The organism is Psychrobacter sp. 72-O-c (assembly GCF_904846605.1).
GTDB lineage: Bacteria > Pseudomonadota > Gammaproteobacteria > Pseudomonadales > Moraxellaceae > Psychrobacter.
The window spans coordinates 113,872-133,677 of the sequence record NZ_CAJHBI010000003.1 but is presented as its reverse complement, the minus strand read 5'-3'; the positions used below and the strand labels follow the sequence as shown (position 1 = coordinate 133,677).

Sequence of the window (19,806 nt, the reverse complement as noted above, 5' to 3'; positions counted from 1 at the left end):
TGCTTATTATACAGTGTCGTTAATTGTGTAGTTCAAACCCTGATATTTACAACGTTACCTAGATAAAGTACTAAATAAGAATAAATTGCTAATGCTATATGAAACATAGTATTAGTAATATTTTTACGGCCTTGATCATTGGGTTCACTACTGACGTTCATCTATAAAACTACTATTTTTATCTAGACCTTAGGAAAGTGAGTAGCTTACCAAGTCCGCAGACATTCATTTAAAAAATCTTCATAAAGTAGCTAATACAAAAATGGCCGTACTGAACCAAGTCAGTACGGCCATCAAACTTACCGATTTTTATAAGTTACTCACAGTAGTAATATTAGACTCACTCCAAGTGATGAACTTCCTGTAAACCGTAAACAGGTGTCTCTATACCCTCCATTCTGGCTTTAAGCTGTAGTGATAAGTATTGAGAATAATGTCGAGACTGATGCAAGTTGCCGCCATGGAACCATAACGCCTGTTGCTGTGTTGGTTTCCACATATTTCTTAACTCACCTTCCCAAGGGCCTGGGTCTTTGGCGGTATCTGAGCCCATCCCCCAACACTTGCCGACTTTATCGGCTACTTCTTGCGAAATTATTTTCGCAGCCCAACCATTCATGGAGCCAAACCCAGTAGCATACACAATTAAATCAGCTTCTAGCTCTGTGCCATCAGTTAGCACCACTGAATTGGGTTTAATATGATCAATACCTACTTTGGATTTAAGCTTTATTTTACCTTGCGCTACAAGCTCAGAAGCACCGACATCAATATAGTAACCAGAACCTCGACGTAAATATTTCATAAAGAGGCCGGTATGATCTTCACCAAAGTCGAGCATGAAGCCTGCATCGGTTAGCTCTTTATAAAAATCAGCATCCAACTCTGCCACTTCACGGTAAACAGGCTCATGAAATTGCGGCATGATTTTATAAGGAACAGAACCGAAAGTCAGATCTGCCTTATAGGTGGTAATTCCTTGTTCAACCGCTTCTTCTGAATACAAACCACCTAATACCAAATCCATCAAGGTGTCTGACTTAATAATATGCGTTGATGAGCGTTGTATCATGGTGACGTCTGCGCCATTTTCCCAAAGGGCAGCACAAATATCATGCGCCGAGTTGTTAGCACCCAGCACAACACATTTTTTCCCTCGATAAGCTTCACCACCTGGGTGTTGACTAGAGTGATGTTGCTCTCCGGAAAAATCTTCCCTACCAGAAATTTCAGGAGTGTTTGGTAATCCCGACATACCAGTAGCTATAACCAACTGCTTGGGATGCAATACCAAACGTTCACCTGCTCTATCAACCTCTACATTCCACTGTTGTAACTCTTTATCAAAAGCAGCGCTGATACATTCAGTTGATCCCCAATAGTTTAATTCCATAAGCTTAGTGTACATCTCTAACCAATCACCAATTTTGTCTTTTGGGGTAAATACTGGCCAGTTCTCAGGAAAAGGAATATACGGCATGTGGTCGTACCACACAGGATCATGCAAACATAATGACTTATAACGGTTACGCCATGTGTCACCTGGCTTCGGTTGCTTATCAATGATAATTGTCGGAACTTCGAGTTGCCGTAAACGAGCTCCTAGACCTATACCACCTTGCCCACCACCAATAACTAAGCAATAAGGCTGTTCGCTATAACCAAGGTTTTTTTCCTCAAGTTGACGTTCTTCTAACCATGTTAAACGATCAGGGTTAACGCCATGTTCAGCACCCTTCGGGCGTAATTGTTTGCGCTTTTCAGGGAAATCTTTGAGCTCAACCATAGTGGTTAACAATGTCCAAGCTTTGCCGTCACGCAGACGTAAGTGACCATAACCTCTCGCCACCTTAGTGTTAAAGGTTATCCAAGCTTCTATAACCCCATCATTTTCTACTGCTTCTTCATCAAGCTGCCAATTATACGGTTCAGTAGTTTCTAAGGTATGCAAAAGCATTTCTTTGATCTCATTTTGCCCTTCGAGCGTTTTTATATTCCAAGTAAAAGAAACTAAATCACGCCAGTATCCTTCCGTTTCGAAATAATTAACTACTTTGTCTATATCCTTTGTACGCAAAGCTTGATCAAAATCTTGCAGCCAATTAGTTACTTGTCGGCTTGCGGACAACTCACTATCTATTTTTTGATAAGTCATGAGATCCATCTCCTTGATTGTTTTTATTTAACGCTATTGCTGAACTTCCTGTGCAGCAGTAAAAAAATCACTAAACACCAAACAATATATTTTCAGAAGCGAATTAATAAGTATAACCTACTGATATAAATAAATGTTTTTCGAAAAAATAAAATTAATATCTCTTTACAGACTATAACTCTTCTAAAGAGATATTGTCAAACCTGGTGTCTGGGCGTTCTCGCACGGCTCAGCTATCCAGATATCATGCAGTGTTTCTTTCACTTTCGGTTGAACCGCCTTGGGTAGTTTATTGAGCACATTAGCTGTTTTATGCACCTAGCAGCATTATTGTTTGGTTTGCTGATATACCTTGCTTAGTGCTAGGGAAGGGACAGAGATGAACAAGCATTCTTTCTACCTGATTACAGCCTAGCCTTATCACATCTAACCTCCTTTTTCTAGAAAGGAAGACATAGAAGCGAGCAAAGTATCTTGACTCATATTTTCTCCTATAAAGACAATAATACCAAGCGTAGAGTCGATTTTTTCGGAAGGTAGGATCTCAGGTTGTTGCATTATTTTGCGAACAGATTGCAGCAAGAGCGCTCCTTCGTCCGTGTTCAAGACGCCTTTGACACGTAAGATCGTGTCACCTCGAGCATGCAGCAACGCCGAGAGCCAGACTGTAAACTCAACCCAATCTATTTCTTTGGGAATCGGTAGTGAAACAACAGTCGTCGGTGGTCCAACATTAGCGAGGGTGGATTCATAAATCTCTGTTGGCGTTGGTAACGGCGGCACAGGACTTTCGACACCGAATGTTGATAAGGAAACTGCTGCAGCGGGGTTAATTTTCATCACAGTTGAGACAAGGTTTGATAAAGCCTGTGCAGGCACTTCATCTGACTTCGAGATAACGATGCGATCGGCTGAAAGGATTTGCTGACGACACAGAGGATCATTTTTCAGCGCTACATGGAAATGTAATGCGTCAGACATAATGATGGTTTCTCTCAGCACGAAATGGTAAATCAGAATCGGGTGCTCTCTAATAGCAGCTATGACCTCAGCGGGATCAGCTAGGCCGCTGGTTTCTATGATAAGCGTGTCTGGCTGAGTGATAGTCAGTCCGTTAGTTCGATATTCTGCAACTTCAAGCAGAGCTGATATAAGCTCATCTTTGCCTTCACGAGTTCCTGCCTTTCCAGTCAGAACCCTGACGCTCACCGCCTTATCTAGGAGCAAGTCATCAATTGGCTGTTCGGCTGCTTCTTGAACAAAGACCTGAGCATTGCCAAACACCTTTGTAAAAAGCGCATGACGCAGCCATGTCGTTTTACCCGAACCCAGATAGCCACTTAATAGAATGATATCAAGACGATTTTCTTGTGATACTTGCATCAGCATAAGGACTGCGCAGTTGGGATCAATGGATCTACTGGAAAACCTTGGATACGCTCTACTTCAGCCCAAAGCTCTGTCAAGTTGTTGACCAACACTCTGGCCCCTCCTGGACATATAAGTTGGATTTGCGGGATCACACCATCAGCATAAGCTGAAAACCCATAAGGTTTCAGCACCCGCTTTAACACGGATATCCGATTGAAGACAGCTCTGAGGCGGATACCGCCTCTTTGAGCCCCTGCTTCTGTCCAGTGCCCTGGAGCGGCTGGGTTTCCACAAGCGTTACACATTTTATCTTCTCCATATAGTGGATCTCGGCGGCTGTAGCGCCGAGATCTATGCTCTTAGATGACTTCCGGCCGTTTGCCACCTTCAAACGGGAAACGTTTTCGGAAATCTGTAGCAATATCTTCGAATGGCATCCAGACGACACCTTCATGACTATTGATGTAGTCAATCAGACGTTCAAGCATCATGAGTACATGTGGACGTCCAGAGACATCGGGGTGAATCGTGAAGGGAAACACAGCATAATCCATATTTCGATATACCCAGTCGAATTGATCACGCCACATTTGCTCGATATCACGTGGATTGACAAATCCATGGCTGTTAGGGACATTTTTCATGAACAGCATTGGTGGTAAATCATCCACGCACCAGTTGGCAGCAATCTCAACCAGATCAATCTCGTCGCCATGGGTCATAGGATGCATCCATTCTTCTGCGGTTTTTGAGTAGTCGATAACGTTCCAATCATCGCCAACTCGAGCATAGAAGGGCTGGAAATCACGGTAGCCTTGGCTATGGTCGTACTTAAAATTATACTTAGCAAGAATTTCAGGGGTAGATTTAGACATTTCCCACCATGGTGCTACGTAACCACGTGGACTTTGACCAGTGAGCTGTTCGATGAGCTCAACGGATTTTTCCATCACGGCTTCTTCTTGTGCACGGGTCATAGCAATAGGGTTCTCGTGCAGATAACCATGCGCGCCTACTTCGTGACCATGATCCACAATCATTCTGGCAATATCAGGAAAGGTTTCGAGACTATGACCGGGGACGAAAAACGAGGTACGTAGATCGTACTTTTTAAATAATTTTAACAGCCGTGGTACGCCAACTTCTGATGCCCAAACCCCGCGTTGAATGTCTGACGGACTTTCGCCGCCGCCATATGATCCAATCCATCCTGCTACTGAGTCGACATCAATACCGAATCCACAAATAATTGTTTTAGACATATTTCATTCCTTTGATAGTGTTAGTTGTGTTTCATTCCTTTATTATTTTTAACTCTTTTTTACTCCTTTAGTAGATGACTATTATAAATTTAGGGCTAGTGCATTTTCAATGGAAAGAGCAGCTGCTAACAATTTTCTTTCTTGGCCACCAGACATTGACATCAAAATACTAGTAGGCATTTGTTTTTGATCGGTGCCATTGGGTAAGGCGACGCCGCACCAGTCCAGAAAGCTACCGAGCGATGTGTTACGTAGCATCAATTTGTTTGTACGCAGGTACAGATCATCATCTTTTTCAAGCGGCTCAATTTCAGGCGCTGTAACAGGGGTTGTTGGAAACAGGACAATCTGATCACCTAGAGCTTGGCGGTTTTCTTTTATTAACCTTGCTCGCGTTCTCTGAATCACAATGAAGTCCCGCGCCGACATCTCTCCAGCATCAAAGATGCGATTAAGAACTCGTGGGTCCATCCGTGCTGCATCTTCAGAATGGACAAGATCCCAATGCAAATCTAACGCTTCCGGACCAGTCAAGTAGCCATGCTCAGCAGAGAGGGCATTTATTTTGTCAAATTCGGTGCATACCCCGCGGATTACTGTGGCCCCTGCCATTTCAAGTACGCGAACACAAGCCTCGAAATTGTGAACCACAGCATCCTGCGTACCATCAAAAACGACATTGGTAGGAATTAAAAATTTCAGTGTGTTTATGGGTGTGGGTTTGGGTATGGCGACAGCTCGTCCGTTCAGAATTTGTGCGGCACCAATGCAGCTTTCTACATCAGCGGCAAGCGGACCAAGCGTATCCAACGTCGCTGACAAGGGAAAAACGCCACCTTTTGGAAAGGCTATGCTAGAACCTTTATAGCCGACTACACCGTTTAGCGCCGCAGGAATGCGTACAGATCCCCCAGTATCACTGCCGATGGCAAGTGGTACCAATCCTCGAGCCACAGCAACCCCACAGCCTGAGGATGAACCTCCAGGGATTCGATCAGGGCCAGTACCATGTGGGTTTTTGGGTGTTCCGAAATGTGGGTTAAGACCAAGGCCTGAATAGGCAAATTCGGTCATGTTGAGACAGCCAATCGAAATAAGCCCGGCTTGAGTGGCATTTACAATAATATCCGCATCACGAGTAGCAGGTGCATTGGATCTAAGCACAACTGATCCTGCGGTTGTCACACGGCCTTCTATGTCAAAGAGGTCTTTCCATGCAACTGGGATGCCGTCCCAAGGACTCAGCTGTTTGCCTTCGCGGCGCCGCTGCTTTGAAGCATAAGCTTCTCTAAACGCCCGTTCTTCAAGTAGCACTGTAAATATAGAAGGATCAGAAGATTTGATATTAGCGAACGTCTCCTCAACAAGCTCAACTGGACAAAGTCTCCCTTTTTCAAGGCTTGCTGCTATGTCTGCAGCTGAAACAGACCTTTTTCCAATCTTGCTCATAATCCGCTCCATCTGGTGACTTTGTCAGAGACTATACTATTGACCATAGGTCAAAAGAAGACTGTAGTCAAACCCTAGTTTTGATAATATCAACTAGGTAAAGTACTAAATACAAAAAAGGTTATTAGAGCTATATAAAATCCAGCTGTAGCAAGCTTTTTGCTACTATTAAAATCGAGTCACTACCGAAGTTTATTTCTAAATATAATATTTGTCTTACTAGGGCGTGTTGAACATTCACAAATAAGCACTGCTGATAGCTAAAAGTGTTCCAGACAAGATGCAAATCGACGATAATGCAGATGCCTTAGCTAGATTTGCTACACAGTATGGGGCAGTTTTAGCATCAGCCCTGAGGACGGAGTAAGCACAGCTTTGCCCGTCCGCAAGACAAGAGCTATGCTCGCAGTTGGGACAGGACTCTTTTTTGCCGCTACTTTGCCAAAACTATCCGCTTAGAATGACTAAACTAGATACTTTTGACTTTGAATCGCCTAAAAAATAGTCGCTGTCAGTGCTATGGTCGAATGTTCAACACGCCCTACATTAATAGAGCAAATAGAATCTAGGATATTGCTAGCCAGCTTATAAAGCGGATTTTATCTACCATCATGTTCATCAGAAATGGCTAAAGTTTTAGATAGAAATCAGCAACTAAAAATAGTCTAAGCTATATTGAGTTATGACGTATCTAAACCAGTTGAATGCTGGTAATCCTTTTCTTCATGAAGACAGCGCTATCAATATAGATATTAAAGAATGATATACTTAAACTCAAATATCAACAACATTACACGCTAAGTTAAAATTTTTAACAACAAATTTAACCACATTGTAGTGGTGCTAATAGGTAATGGTGAGTAATGAATAAAGATATGATGCTAATGAAACAGAAGGTTTGAGCGACTTTAGGTAATGCGAGGTTACTGCTAAATACAATGATTGGTGCGCCCACCACGCTTCAATCATTAAGCTATAAACCTTTATTGATAAGGGTTACGGGTTTTATTATTATTGTATGCACAACAATATGTACAACATTTAACTATCGCTAGTCACGTTTTGTGATTACAAAATAATTGGGGTAGGGTGGTGTAATTATTCATTATGTATCGTTAATAAAATAATAGTTTTTTAATTCAAAACTTATTCAATAGCAATCAGATTTTAAGTTTATTGCTATTTAAGTAAAGACCCTTAATTCTTGTTACTGAATACGCTCGATCTCTTCGTCAAGCTCTACGCGGCGCTGGTGTGTGTAATTAGTTAAACAACTGTTATGCTCCATTACATAAGCGCTGCCACCCTTAAGATTTCTTGCAGAAAACTCACAAGCCTTATCCCTAAAATTAATCCATGCCCGTTGCGCCAATTTTAATTGATTTCTCTCACTACTATCCAATAAAGGCTGTAAGTTACCATATGACTTATTCAATTGGCGATCTTCGACTGACAAATGAATTGCGGTGCATTCATTGAGATCGACTTGATAGTAAGCGTTATCGCAATAGTTAGCCGCTAATGCTGGAATGGATAAACTTACCAACATACTAACCCCAATACCTATCTTGCTCAAGATCGCATTCAATCGCATGTTCTAACCTTCTACTTTATATATTTGTTTGATTGTATCATTAGCAGCTCATACTGTGGCTGACGATATTATTACTTAAGCGCACACATCTGTAAACTTTTTTCGTGCCCTATTTTACGCTAAAAGTAGTTATTAGGTAAAATTATTGAATTACATCGTTTTTGATTCCAAGGGTTGTTTTTGATTCCAGTTGCAGACGTTATACTCATTGGCTTACAGATAGTTTTTGATTTTGGAATCAAAACAAAAAAAGGGTGTTTTGATTCCTGCTTTTCTGGATTCTACCTATTTTGATTCCATATATCACCGTCAAATACTGGTACTGAAAAGCTCTTGCTCAGTCCTTACATGGTGTTAATTTACCAAAGCATGTTTTGCTACAATAATGACCTAAAAGTTAAAGCTAGCTACTTGTGATCTGACCTTTTCACAATGATCTAAACCAATTCTAATAGCTTCTGATAAATCAGCATTAGGCTTAATAGTATTTGCTACAGTAGGTTTGAATTTGGCTTCTTTTAGTCTGGTTTCAGCTAGCTTATTAAGTGGCCAACCATTTAGCGACTCATCGTTAGCAGTGTCGTTAGGAAAAAAATAAACCTCATTGCTACTACAAGCAATTTCTCCATATTCAACTGTAAATGGGAAAGGGTTAATATTGTTCATTGCCGCCCATTGAGACTGACTTACTTCTATAAAATCGTCATCAATTTCTTGCATGGGTTGGCAAGCTGTCAGTGATAGTAAGGTTAAGAAAACTAGCTTATTCATATTTTTGCCTTTTACTATTTTGAGTAGTATAAAAAACTCAGTGCGAAGGCGTTGCGAGTGGACTTTACGATCCTAAGATTCTTTGATCACGCACTATTCTTGATTTCTTTTAGTAGTTAAGAAAACATCTTATATCTAACAAACCTATCAATTAGATTTGCGTCCTAGCATTGGTAACCCTTACTATCATACAATAGCCGTCACAAGTCGGCACTCTTCATTACTGTATGTATTCTCAAAAATCCAAACTTATACCGTAATCCCAAGCATTTATCCTTGTTCAACAAATAATAAGACGAACTAATGACCAAAAATTTCTCTCAAACAGCGGCTTTCATCTGGTCTGTCGCTGATCTATTACGCGGTGACTTTAAGCAATCTCAATACGGTCGTATCATCCTGCCATTTACGCTGTTGCGCCGCTTAGAGTGCGTATTAGAAGAGACCAAAGTAAACGTCGTTGCAGAGAGCCAGCGTATTGCTGAAATGGGTTTGTCTGAGGAAGCACAAGAGAAGTTCATTATTCGTGCCAGCAAGCATGCGTTCTATAATATCTCGCCTATGGACCTGAGTAAGATGGGTCAAAGCGATATTAAAGACAACTTGAACACTTATATTCAATCCTTCTCTAAAGACGCACGTGAAATATTCGAGCATTTTAAGTTTGAAGAGTTCGTCGGGCAACTGGCTGATGCCAACTTGCTTTATAAAGTGGTACAAAAATTCGCCAATACTGATCTTAGCCCTGAAAATATTTCTAATCATGAAATGGGCTTTGTGTTCGAAGAGCTGATCCGCCGCTTTGCTGAAAGCTCGAACGAAACCGCTGGGGAGCACTTTACCCCACGTGATATCGTGCGCCTGACCACTTCTTTAGTATTTATGGAAGATGACGACGCATTGACCAAAGACGGCATTATTCGCACCATATATGACCCCACAGCAGGGACGGGCGGCTTCTTATCTTCTGGTATGGAGTATGTGCTTGAGCTAAACCCTGATGCTGTAATGCGTACCTATGGTCAAGAGCTAAACCCTGAGTCTTACGCTATCTGTAAAGCCGACATGCTGATCAAAGGGCAAGAGGTGGATAACATTAAGCTGGGTAACACCTTGTCTAGTGATCAGCTGGTCGCTGAGAAGTTTAACTACATGCTGTCTAATCCGCCGTTTGGGGTAGATTGGAAAAAGATATCAGGTGAGATTAATGATGAACACCAGCAAAAAGGCTTTGATGGCCGCTTTGGTGCTGGCTTGCCGCGTGTATCAGATGGCTCGTTGCTATTCCTGATGCACTTACTGAGTAAGATGCGTTCTATCACCAGTAGCAGCCAAGATGACAATCAAGACAGTAATGCTAAAGACCAAAACAACGGTAGCCGTATCGGTATTATCTTAAATGGCTCTCCGCTATTCACAGGCGGCGCAGGTAGTGGCGAAAGTGAGATTCGCCGTTATATCCTTGAAGCGGACTTGCTTGAAGCTATCATCGCCTTACCGAACGATATGTTCTATAACACTGGTATCGCTACTTATGTCTGGATATTAAGTAATAAGAAAACATCCGAGCGTCGCGGTAAAGTGCAGCTGATTGATGGTAGTAATCTATATAGCAAGATGCGTAAGTCACTTGGCTCTAAGCGTAATGAGATGAGTGATGAGGATGCCAAGACCATTATCCGCAGCTTTGGTGACTTTGAGGTGGTCGACGCACGAGTACTGGATAAGCCAGAAGAGGTTAAATCTAACCGTGGTCGTCAATCGGCAAACCCTAAAGCGGAACCTGCTAAGACTTTTGCCAGTAAGATATTTGACACCCATGAGTTTGGCTATCGCCGCCTAACGATTGAGCGTCCGTTACGTTTATCCGCGCAGTTATCTAACAGTGCCATCGACAGCTTACGCTATGCGCCCAAACCATTTGATATGGTCATGCCAGCGCTATATGAAGCTTTTGGTAGTAGCTGGACTACTGATAATGACAATAATAATTACGGCGACTTGTCAGCGGTCACGGTCGATGCGCGCGCCATCATTAAAGCAGACTTTAGCGAGCTTAAAGAACGCCAAATCAAAGATGTACTCGATGCCAAGCTATGGCAGGATCAGCTTGAGCTAATGAATAAAGCCAAGTCGTTGCAAGCCGCCATTGGCGATAGCCAGTACGATGACTTTAATGAGTTTGATAAGGTACTCAAACAAGCGTTAAAAGATACTGATGTCAGCTTAGATACGAAAGAGAAAAAGCAGCTGCTAGATGCGATCACGTGGAAAAACCCTGAAGCTGAACCCGTCATCAAAAAAGCGGTCAAGGTTGCCAATCCGCTCTATGGTGCGTTTGAATATACCAATCCAGCTAGCAACACTAAAATAGTAGAATTCCAGACAGACAGCGATCTACGTGATTATGAAAACGTGCCGCTCAATCCTGATGTAACGACCACTGAGTTAATTGAAGCTTACTTCGCCCGTGAGGTGCAGCCACATGTGCCTGATGCGTGGATAAATGCCGATAAGACTGACGCTATCGATGAAGAGATCGGCATTGTGGGTTATGAGATACCGTTTAACCGTCACTTCTATGTCTATGAGCCACCGCGCGCGCTTGCCGATATCGATGCGGACTTGGATGCGGTTAGTATGGAGATTATGCAGTTATTGGGTGAGGTGCATTCGTAATGGCTGAATCAGTGACGAAATATCAGCAGTATGCAGAATATAAAGATTCTGGCGTTGAGTGGTTGGGAAAAGTACCTAGCCATTGGACTGTTTCACCGCTTAAGCTCTATATAGATACTAGGAAAGGAGTTGCTTTTAAATCAGCCGATTTTACTGATACAGGCGTAAGAGTAGTAAAAGCAAGTGATATAAAAGATAAGACTATTCAACAATCCGATGTGTTTCTACCAACCTATTTTTCTGAAATTTATCCTAAAGCGGTATTAAAAGCAGAAGATATAGTAATAAGTACTGTAGGAAGTACGCCAGATGTTAAAAATAGCGCTGTTGGTCAGATTGGCATGCTACCAGCAATGCTTAATAACAGTCTTTTAAATCAAAATACTGTAGTTTTTTCGCCTAGGAAAAATACTTTAGAGAACTTATTCTTATTTTATTTGATACAAACTAATGTCTATAGAGACCATCTGGACTTAAATGCTCATGGCACGGCAAACCAAGCTAGTTTAAACGTCTCGGATATGCTGAGTTTTACTTTTTCTCTTCCTCTCTTTCAAGAACAAACCCAAATCGCCAACTTCCTTGACCACGAAACCGCCCAAATCGATACCTTAATCGAAAAACAAAAAGTCTTAATCAAACTATTAAAAGAAAAGCGCCAAGCCGTTATCAGTCATGCGGTGACCAAAGGCTTAAATCCTGACGCACCGATGAAAGATTCTGGGGTGGAGTGGTTGGGGGAAGTGCCGGAGCATTGGGAGGTTTCAAAAATAAAGTATATCGCTGAGCTAACACCCAGCAAAGCGGAAGTTTTATCAAGCTTAGAAAAAAGCTGTAGTTTTATCCCGATGGAAAAACTAAAGCTTGATACTCTTATACTTGATGAGACAAGAAAAATTAAAGACGTGTATCAAGGTTATACATATTTTAAAGATGGCGATGTGCTAATTGCTAAAGTAACCCCATGTTTTGAAAACCAAAATATGGCAATTGCTACCAATTTAGTTAATGGCATAGGCTTTGGTTCTTCAGAAATATATGTAATACGCACTGAGGCAGAAGGATTAAATCGATTCTTGCTCTACCGCTTGCAAGAAAGTGTATTTATGCAGCTTGGTGCAGGTGCAATGACAGGCGCAGGTGGATTAAGAAGAGTGCCATCAGATTTTATTAATAATTTCCAGTTTGCCTTACCACCTATAGTTGAGCAAAAAGAAATTGTTGAACACATTGAAGAAATGAAAAGTAAGTTTAATGACTTAGTCGATAATGCAGAAAAAGCCATTCAACTCATGCAAGAACGCCGCACTGCTTTAATCTCTGCCGCCGTTACGGGCAAGATTGATGTTCGAGGCTGGGTTGCGCCTGTTCTGGTAGCTTTATAAGGCTTAGTTTTTATATTTTTAAGATATAGTTAAATTTAAATTTTGGTAGTTAATGTACATTCTATATCTTAAATAGTTGTTGTGAAAATCAAAACCTATATATATCAATTTTTAATTTCCCATTATGATATTTCTTATGGCAGTCGTCACATAGTGTGACAAAGTTAATAATATTAGCGCTACCATCTTCAGAATAAGGTATAAGATGATGTCCTCTAGCTTCTTTTTTTTCAGTGTTCCAACAGACGGTACAAAGGTGATTTTGTAATCTCTTTATTTCACGTTGCTGCTTAATGTGTGAGTAAGGTCGACTTTTACTCATCATATTGGTCTTCTATTAAAGAATGTAGAGCTTTTACCTTACTTGGAAGTTCACTGCTTTTACCCTCTACTAATGTAGCAATAACACTGTCAGAAGTTTCTTTTTTCTTTAGTTTTACTATTTCTGAGTGCATTCTATTTTGTTCATCTTCTGTCATATTATCGAGCCTTAAAATAAGGGCTCTGTCCCTAGGTACAGTGCTCTCTAATGATGAGGCTTGACATGTGCGACGGTTATGTCCTTCTTGACCACAATTACTACATTTCATTTCACTACCTCAGAATGTAGAGATCTTCAAATCACCCTTACTAACTACCACTTCATTATCACCTTCACTTATTGTCCAAGTAGATGTAATTTGTGGCAAGCCTTCATCTGATTGATTGAGCAGTATAATATCAACATGACCTTTTTTTCTTTTCACAGATATTGCCATACCATCCATATAGTTAAAAACACCTGAAACTTCATCCCCTTTTTTTAAAATTTTTATTTCAATATTTTTTTTATTCATTTGTATTCTCCGATTAACTAACAAAAGCTAAAGTAATAGAATTGTTCTTACATCATAAATATTATTAATGTTTATTGCGAATATTCTACGCCAAATTTTGATAATTAACATGTACTAGTAGGAGATATGCTATTTAAAGCCAAAGTTTGCGAACATCTATCAAAGGGTGCTATCTTTCCGTAGGGGCGCCAGACTGTCATTAGCGCTTTATCATTTATGTAAGCCGATAGAAGAATCCAACACAATACTGGTGGTTGTAACTTTTTTATCTTATTTCATATAAAGTTTATTAAAACCATTAAGTAATTAAGTAAATGACTATGACCGACACCACTTACGAATATGTCTTTCAAGCTGATATCGTCAGCCAGATGCAAGCGCACGGCTGGCAGTTAGGTCAATCATCAAGCTACCAAGCGGAGACCGCGCTATATGAGCAAGATGTGCTGGATTTTGTGCAAACCACCCAGCCGCAAGAGTGGGAGAAGTTTTGCAGAACCTTTCCTATCGACTCTGAGCGCCACTTTATCACCGCACTCGTTAAGCAGCTTAATAAGGCCGATGAGAACTCAACCGATAAAGCCTCACGCACCTATGGCACGCTTGGCGTCTTACGTCACGGTTTAAAGATTCGTAACGCGCGCTTCTCATTATGCCAGTTTAAGCCTGAGCATAACCTCAACCTTGAGATCATGGCACGCTACGAGGCTAATATCTGCCGTGTCGTCCCTGAAGTGGTGTATAGCCCTCACGTTAGTCTTAAAGATGGCGAAGACAGTAATGGCATGGTCGCTAAACGTAACCGTATTGATGTGGTGCTATTCGTCAATGGGCTGCCCGTAGTCACCATGGAGCTAAAGTCTGAGTTTAAGCAATCGGTACAAAATGCTATTACTCAATATAAGCGTACACGCCTGCCAAAAGACCCGGATACCAAGAAACTTGAGCCGCTGCTGACGTTTAAGCGTGGCGCACTGGTACACTTTGCTGTCAGTCAGTATGAGGTCTATATGACCACTAGGCTGGCAGGTAATAGCACCTACTTCTTACCCTTTAACAAAGGCACAAAGGAAGGCGGCGCGGGTAATGATACGCCTACCGATAGCAGCCGCTATGCCACTGATTACCTATGGAATGAGGTATTAACGCCGGAGAACTTGCTCTCGATCCTTGGGCATTTTATGCACTTGCAGATCGAAGAAGAAGAGGACGTTATCGGGTGCAAGTCTAAGAAAGAAACCATGATGTTCCCACGTTATCATCAATGGGATGTGGTGACTAAATTAGTAAATGCTGCTGTTGTTGAGGGCGCAGGTCATAAGTATTTGATTCAGCATAGTGCAGGTTCAGGTAAGTCCAACTCTATCGCATGGACAGCGCATCAGCTATCGACTTTATACAATAGCGACGGCGATAAGCAATTCCATTCCGTGATTGTGATTACCGACCGTACCGTGCTTGATGACCAGCTCCAAGATACCATCTATCAGTTTGAGCATGCCGATGGGGTAGTTGGTAAGATTAATAAAAAAGAGGGCGACGGCTCTAAGTCTGAGCAGCTTGCCAAAGCATTAGTGAACGCGCAACCAATCATTATCGTGACCATTCAAACCTTTCCGTTTGTATTAAAAGCCATTGAAGACTCTAGTGTTCTAAAATCGCGTCGTTATGCCATCATCGCTGATGAAGCACATTCATCGCAAACAGGCTCTACCGCACGCCAACTCAAAGAAGTACTAATCTCTGGCGATATAGAGAGTAATCAAAGCAATGGTATTGATAATGACGTGCCGTTATCTAGTGAAGATAGCCTTGATGCTATATTAGATGCCACGCTTGCCGCGCGCCGTAGCAGCGAAAATCTAAGCTACTATGCCTTTACTGCCACGCCTAAGCCAAAAACTATTGAACTGTTTGGACGTTTGCCTAATTCTGACTTGCCAGCATCGAAAGATAACTTGCCAGCCGCTTACCATGTCTATTCAATGCGCCAAGCGATTGAAGAGGGCTTTATCTTAGATGTCTTAAAAAACTACACCAATTATAAAGTGGTTTATCAGCTCAAGCAAAAACTTGCCGCTGCCGATGACGAAGTCGATGCCCGCCGCGCCAAGATTAAGCTTAATAACTGGGTACGCCTACATGAGCATAATATCGCGCAAAAGGTCAAAATCATCATTGAGCACTTTCACGATAACATCAAAGGCTTACTCGGCGGACAAGCTAAAGCCATGGTGGTGACGGGTTCACGTAAAGAAGCCGTGCGGTATAAGTTAGCTTTTGATAATTATATTGCCGAGCACTGCTATCGAGGCATCAGTGCGATGGTGGCATTCTCAGGTGAAGTTAGCTTTAATGACAATGACCCTGATAGCGGCGCGTTAATCGATCATAAGTTCACTGAGTTTAATATGAATATTGGGCTAAAAGGTCGCGATCTACGTAAAGCTTTTGATAGTGACGACTATCAAGTGATGCTAGTAGCTAATAAGTTCCAGACGGGCTTTGATCAGCCAAAGCTGTGCGCCATGTACGTTGATAAGAAATTGACGGGTGTGGACTGCGTACAGACGTTATCAAGACTTAACCGTACCTATAAAGGTAAGGCGGAGAGTGGCACATTTGTGCTCGACTTCTTCAATGACCCTGAAGATATTTTGGCAGCCTTCCAGCCATATTACGAAACCGCAGCCTTAGCAGATGTGTCCGATCCCGATCAGGTGTTTGACCTTTATAATAAGCTCGATAACAGTGATATCTTCACTAAGAACGAAGTTGAGCAGTTCGTTGCGGCTTTTTATAGTAAGCACAAGTCCAATGCCGCCATTAGCAATATCTGCAAGCCAGCGGTCGATCGTTGGCAGAAGCGCTATAAGCTGGCACGTGAGCAAGCACAATATGCCAAGGAGATGCTTGAACGCACCAAAGAAACTGGCGATGTGGTACTGATGACCAATGCTGAAAACGACTATAAAGGCTTTAAACTTGAGCAAGACGAGCTAGAAATCTTTAAAAAGGATTTAGGTACATTCACACGTCAGTATGAGTTTATGTCGCAAATTGTTGACTATGACGATAAAGAACTGGAGAAGCTTAGCCTATATGCGCGTAACCTACAGCCGCTACTGCGTGAAAGCTTTGATGATGATGATGATGTTGATCTAAGTAACATCGTTATGAGTCATTACCGCGTCTCAATTCTGCATCAGCAACACTTAAAGCTAGAAGAAAGTAAAAATGAATATCAACTGGATGCTGGCGGCGGTGGTGGCACAGGGAAACCAAAGGATCAAAAAGAAGCATTTTTATCGCAGATTATTGAACGGTTAAATGAGGTGTTTGCAGGCGAGGACTTCACCGAAAATGATATGGTTAACTTTCAAAATACCATTTGGGATAAGGTGACTGAAAACGAGATAGTCGTAAAGCAGTTCGCTAATAATAAGAACAGTCCTGATCAAATCATGTTAGGCGGCTATCCCGATGCTGCTATGAATGCGCTGTTTGAAAGCCAAGAGGCGTATGAAGGCATGACCATGCACTTATTGTCTAATCCTAATCAGTTTAAGAAGTTCATTAGACTAATGCTTGATACTAAGCTGGGTGCTGAGGGATAAGTCAGGGGTTTTAGAGAAAAGAGAGGGCGAGGGCATAACCGTTTTATAATAGGCAGGCTAGACTAAGCAGTTATTCACGATAATTATATTAATTAAGATATGTTTTAAGCCAAGCAATAAGACTTAAAAAACATCGATATTATTGCTTTTTAGGGCTGCCGCTTGTATGACATATAAATCCCATTTTCACCTGTTTTTTGTTTCCTTTGGATGCTCTGCCTTCATGTTTTTACCTATATATACCTCAATTTGGAAGCAAAACTAAAACAGGCTTTTTTTGTTTCCACGGTTCCGTTTTTTACTTTTATTATCATTAGCTTAGCTTGGAAACAAAATCAGAAAAGGGTGGTTTTGTTTCCTGTTTCCAATGTTTTTAGCCTATCCTGTTTCCAATAAAAAGGTTAAATTCAGTGAGGTTTTAACTATTGTCAGAATCGCATTGTTCTAAAACTTCTTGCTTCTATCCATTTTTCTTCCATATATCACCTTCCTATACTGGTAATAAAAAGCTCCTGCGCAGTTCTTGCTTGGACTTAATTAACAGATAAAGTTAACTAACTTATTTTAGTTCTGTTCTCAAAAAACCATAAATAGTCTTTAGTTTTTCTGCATGACTATCATCCATCGTTATGCACTTCATAAATAGTTGCTTGTATGTACTGTGGTACATGCTTTTGGAATGATGTTCGTATAATCAATCATGACAGCCTAAAAACTTTATTATTGCCTGTAGTTGTTTGTGATGTTTATCACAACATATCAATACTATTCTTAGCTTGCTCTTTTAACACATGGGGTTGAGTTCTCAAAACATGCTTACCTCGCGATACTTGTCGCAAAAGTCGCTATTAATCAGTCACAACTGGGCTTTTTTACAGACTCCTAAACCAATTTGGACAACCTCTGATAAATCAGCATTGGGTTTAATAGTATTTGCTACGGCTGGCTTCATCTTATCTTGCCTCAAACTAATCTCAGCTAAACGGTTAATTGGTAAACCTATTTGTGACTCATCATTAGCGGTATCAGTAGGGAAAAAATAAACCTCATTCATGGTACAAGCAATATTCCCGTAATCGACTGTAAATGGGTAAGGCGTAACATTCCCTTCAGTTTGCCATAGCGATTGACTTACTTCTATATCATCATCAATAACCGCCTTATTATCTTGGATAGGCTGGCAAGCCGTAAGTAATAATATTATTAAATAAATCGCCTTATTCATTTATCCCCCTGTTAGCGTTTTTGGATATTACAAAAGAGAGTTTATAGTGTTGAATTAATAGCAACCTGTACTTTAACATTAATAAGTTTAATGTTTTCCAGCTTCCAGCTTCCAGCTGTGTAGTTGATTTATGCGCGTACCGTTTCATAAACTATCTTTACGCGCAGTAGTTGTTCATAAATTCCCTAAATTTCGATATTCATTGAATTTTTGAACATCATAAAAAGAGAAGTTATGAGCTATTAAATTTTATTAAGCGCTCAAATGTCTGGTTTAGTACCTTTATCACAAACAACATGCTCACATATGATAGTGTCCAAGCCTTAAGTATTAGATAAATGCCACTTCCGTATCTTTAAAGGAAATGTGATGATCACGAGAGTATTGAAGCAGACTTTTATTTGTAGGGTAATGGTTTTAGGTTTGTCGTTTGGACTGATGGTACCAGCTTGGTCAATAGGAACAGCTTGGTCAGAATTGTCAGTTTCAGCTCAAAATAAGTTAACAGCTGCTTCTGCTGGGGCAAATATAGCAGCTACAACTGAAGCGGTAGTTCTTAGTGCCTCAGAAGAGTTAAATCAAGCGAACGCATACTCTATAGATCATTCAAACACTAGGATATTAGCTGACCAAGGTGATGCTGACGCTCAATTCAATCTTGGATGGATGTACGATAATGGCAATGGTGTTCGTCAGGATTATGTTAAGGCAGCTAAATGGTACCAAAAGGCAGCTGAACAAGGTGATGCTGACGCTCAATTCAATCTTGGATGGATGTACGATAATGGCAATGGTGTTCGTCAAGATTACTTTAAGGCAATTGAATGGTATGAGAAGGCAGCTAACCAAGGCGATACTGACGCTCAATTTAATCTTGCATACTTATACTCTAACGGTAATGGTGTTCGTCAGAATTACTTTAAGGCAGTTGAATGGTATAGAAAAGCGGCTGCTCAAGGCTATGCTGACGCTCAATTCAACCTTGGATTGATGTACGCTATTGGTCAAGGTGTTAGCCAAAATAATACTAAAGCGGCTGAATGGCATAAAAAGGCAGCTGACCAAGGACTTATGGAAGCCCAGTATAGTCTTGGTAATTTCTACTATCAGAGTGAGGGTGTTCATCAGGATTACTTTAAAGCAGTTGAATGGTATAGAAAAGCGGCTGACCAAGGGCATGCAACAGCTCAGTATAATCTTGGAGTTTTATACTCTGAGGGTGAGGGTGTTCGTCAGGATTACTTTAAGGCAGTTGAATGGTATAGAAAAGCGGCTGCTCAACAAGACAGCTCAGCTCAGCTTAACCTTGGCAACTTCTACTACCATGGTAATGGCGTGCGTCAAAGTAATGTTCAAGCAAAAGAGTGGTACGGCAAGTCCTGCGATAATGGTAGCCAGAAGGGCTGTGATGAATACCGAATATTAAATTTGAAGTTAAAGTGATTTTTGAGGAAGATATAGA

At 41.2% G+C, this 19,806-nt stretch carries 14 protein-coding genes; 4 read left to right on the top strand and 10 right to left on the bottom strand.

The genetic code is table 11. From position 1 onward, the window contains the following. Window positions 1–340: 340 nt before the first annotated feature. From JMX97_RS01770 to JMX97_RS01745, 6 genes are all read right to left on the bottom strand, one after another. Entirely contained in the window at window positions 341–2,155 is a 1,815-nt protein-coding gene (locus tag JMX97_RS01770; RefSeq protein WP_201554520.1) for an NAD(P)/FAD-dependent oxidoreductase, read from the bottom strand. Window positions 2,156–2,581: 426 nt separating this feature from the next. Next, entirely contained in the window at window positions 2,582–3,544 is a 963-nt protein-coding gene (locus JMX97_RS01765) for a CobW family GTP-binding protein (protein ID WP_201554518.1), read from the bottom strand. 341 nt (window positions 3,545–3,885) lie between these two features. After that, window positions 3,886–4,788, bottom strand: a complete 903-nt coding sequence (locus tag JMX97_RS01760) for a polysaccharide deacetylase family protein (RefSeq protein WP_201554510.1) — start codon at window positions 4,786–4,788, stop codon at window positions 3,886–3,888. 81 nt (window positions 4,789–4,869) lie between these two features. Beyond that, window positions 4,870–6,237 carry an amidase family protein gene (locus JMX97_RS01755; RefSeq protein WP_201554508.1) on the bottom strand — a complete coding sequence of 456 codons (1,368 nt, stop codon included), beginning with the start codon at window positions 6,235–6,237 and terminating at the stop codon, window positions 4,870–4,872. Window positions 6,238–7,444: 1,207 nt separating this feature from the next. Then, window positions 7,445–7,831: a lysozyme inhibitor LprI family protein gene (locus JMX97_RS01750; protein ID WP_201554506.1), complete on the bottom strand. Its 387-nt coding sequence runs from the start codon at window positions 7,829–7,831 to the stop codon at window positions 7,445–7,447. 390 nt (window positions 7,832–8,221) lie between these two features. Beyond that, complete coding sequence (locus tag JMX97_RS01745) at window positions 8,222–8,602, bottom strand: hypothetical protein (RefSeq protein ID WP_201554497.1); 381 nt, start codon at window positions 8,600–8,602, stop codon at window positions 8,222–8,224. A gap of 303 nt (window positions 8,603–8,905) precedes the next feature. Here JMX97_RS01745 and JMX97_RS01740 point away from each other — a divergent pair, with 303 nt between their 5' ends. After that, window positions 8,906–11,281 (top strand): type I restriction-modification system subunit M, encoded by a 2,376-nt coding sequence (locus tag JMX97_RS01740; protein WP_201554496.1) that lies wholly within the window; start codon window positions 8,906–8,908, stop codon window positions 11,279–11,281. Then, complete coding sequence (locus JMX97_RS01735; RefSeq protein ID WP_201554494.1) at window positions 11,281–12,666, top strand: restriction endonuclease subunit S; 1,386 nt, start codon at window positions 11,281–11,283, stop codon at window positions 12,664–12,666. Before JMX97_RS01740 ends, JMX97_RS01735 begins: the two co-directional genes overlap by 1 nt. A gap of 88 nt (window positions 12,667–12,754) precedes the next feature. Here the strand turns inward: JMX97_RS01735 and JMX97_RS13980 are convergent, their stop codons facing one another. The 3 genes from JMX97_RS13980 to JMX97_RS01720 form a co-directional block, all read right to left on the bottom strand. Beyond that, the gene (locus JMX97_RS13980; protein ID WP_227671430.1) at window positions 12,755–12,988 is read right to left on the bottom strand and encodes an HNH endonuclease; all 234 of its coding nucleotides are present in this window, start codon (window positions 12,986–12,988) and stop codon (window positions 12,755–12,757) included. Next, window positions 12,981–13,145 carry a hypothetical protein gene (locus tag JMX97_RS01725; protein WP_201554483.1) on the bottom strand — a complete coding sequence of 55 codons (165 nt, stop codon included), beginning with the start codon at window positions 13,143–13,145 and terminating at the stop codon, window positions 12,981–12,983. Before JMX97_RS01725 ends, JMX97_RS13980 begins: the two co-directional genes overlap by 8 nt. Before the next feature lie 120 nt (window positions 13,146–13,265). Beyond that, the gene (locus JMX97_RS01720; protein WP_201554482.1) at window positions 13,266–13,502 is read right to left on the bottom strand and encodes a hypothetical protein; all 237 of its coding nucleotides are present in this window, start codon (window positions 13,500–13,502) and stop codon (window positions 13,266–13,268) included. Between the two features lie 320 nt (window positions 13,503–13,822). Here JMX97_RS01720 and JMX97_RS01715 point away from each other — a divergent pair, with 320 nt between their 5' ends. Further along, window positions 13,823–17,119, top strand: a complete 3,297-nt coding sequence (locus tag JMX97_RS01715; RefSeq protein ID WP_201554481.1) for a type I restriction endonuclease subunit R — start codon at window positions 13,823–13,825, stop codon at window positions 17,117–17,119. A gap of 856 nt (window positions 17,120–17,975) precedes the next feature. Here JMX97_RS01715 and JMX97_RS01710 read toward each other — a convergent pair. Then, window positions 17,976–18,344, bottom strand: a complete 369-nt coding sequence (locus JMX97_RS01710; RefSeq protein ID WP_201554480.1) for a hypothetical protein — start codon at window positions 18,342–18,344, stop codon at window positions 17,976–17,978. Window positions 18,345–18,713: 369 nt separating this feature from the next. Between JMX97_RS01710 and JMX97_RS01705 the strand changes: the two genes are divergently transcribed. Then, window positions 18,714–19,787 (top strand): SEL1-like repeat protein, encoded by a 1,074-nt coding sequence (locus tag JMX97_RS01705; RefSeq protein ID WP_227671428.1) that lies wholly within the window; start codon window positions 18,714–18,716, stop codon window positions 19,785–19,787. Window positions 19,788–19,806 lie beyond the last annotated feature (19 nt).

What these genes read in the sequence shown, in the direction of transcription:
- JMX97_RS01770 (WP_201554520.1), bottom strand. Translation starts at nt 2,155, where the DNA reads ATGACTTATCAAAAAATAGATAGTGAGTTGTCCGCAAGCCGACAAGTA.
- JMX97_RS01765 (WP_201554518.1), bottom strand. Translation starts at nt 3,544, where the DNA reads ATGCTGATGCAAGTATCACAAGAAAATCGTCTTGATATCATTCTATTA.
- JMX97_RS01760 (WP_201554510.1), bottom strand. Translation starts at nt 4,788, where the DNA reads ATGTCTAAAACAATTATTTGTGGATTCGGTATTGATGTCGACTCAGTA.
- JMX97_RS01755 (WP_201554508.1), bottom strand. Translation starts at nt 6,237, where the DNA reads ATGAGCAAGATTGGAAAAAGGTCTGTTTCAGCTGCAGACATAGCAGCA.
- JMX97_RS01750 (WP_201554506.1), bottom strand. Translation starts at nt 7,831, where the DNA reads ATGCGATTGAATGCGATCTTGAGCAAGATAGGTATTGGGGTTAGTATG.
- JMX97_RS01745 (WP_201554497.1), bottom strand. Translation starts at nt 8,602, where the DNA reads ATGAATAAGCTAGTTTTCTTAACCTTACTATCACTGACAGCTTGCCAA.
- JMX97_RS01740 (WP_201554496.1), top strand. Translation starts at nt 8,906, where the DNA reads ATGACCAAAAATTTCTCTCAAACAGCGGCTTTCATCTGGTCTGTCGCT.
- JMX97_RS01735 (WP_201554494.1), top strand. Translation starts at nt 11,281, where the DNA reads ATGGCTGAATCAGTGACGAAATATCAGCAGTATGCAGAATATAAAGAT.
- JMX97_RS13980 (WP_227671430.1), bottom strand. Translation starts at nt 12,988, where the DNA reads ATGAGTAAAAGTCGACCTTACTCACACATTAAGCAGCAACGTGAAATA.
- JMX97_RS01725 (WP_201554483.1), bottom strand. Translation starts at nt 13,145, where the DNA reads ATGACAGAAGATGAACAAAATAGAATGCACTCAGAAATAGTAAAACTA.
- JMX97_RS01720 (WP_201554482.1), bottom strand. Translation starts at nt 13,502, where the DNA reads ATGAATAAAAAAAATATTGAAATAAAAATTTTAAAAAAAGGGGATGAA.
- JMX97_RS01715 (WP_201554481.1), top strand. Translation starts at nt 13,823, where the DNA reads ATGACCGACACCACTTACGAATATGTCTTTCAAGCTGATATCGTCAGC.
- JMX97_RS01710 (WP_201554480.1), bottom strand. Translation starts at nt 18,344, where the DNA reads ATGAATAAGGCGATTTATTTAATAATATTATTACTTACGGCTTGCCAG.
- JMX97_RS01705 (WP_227671428.1), top strand. Translation starts at nt 18,714, where the DNA reads ATGATCACGAGAGTATTGAAGCAGACTTTTATTTGTAGGGTAATGGTT.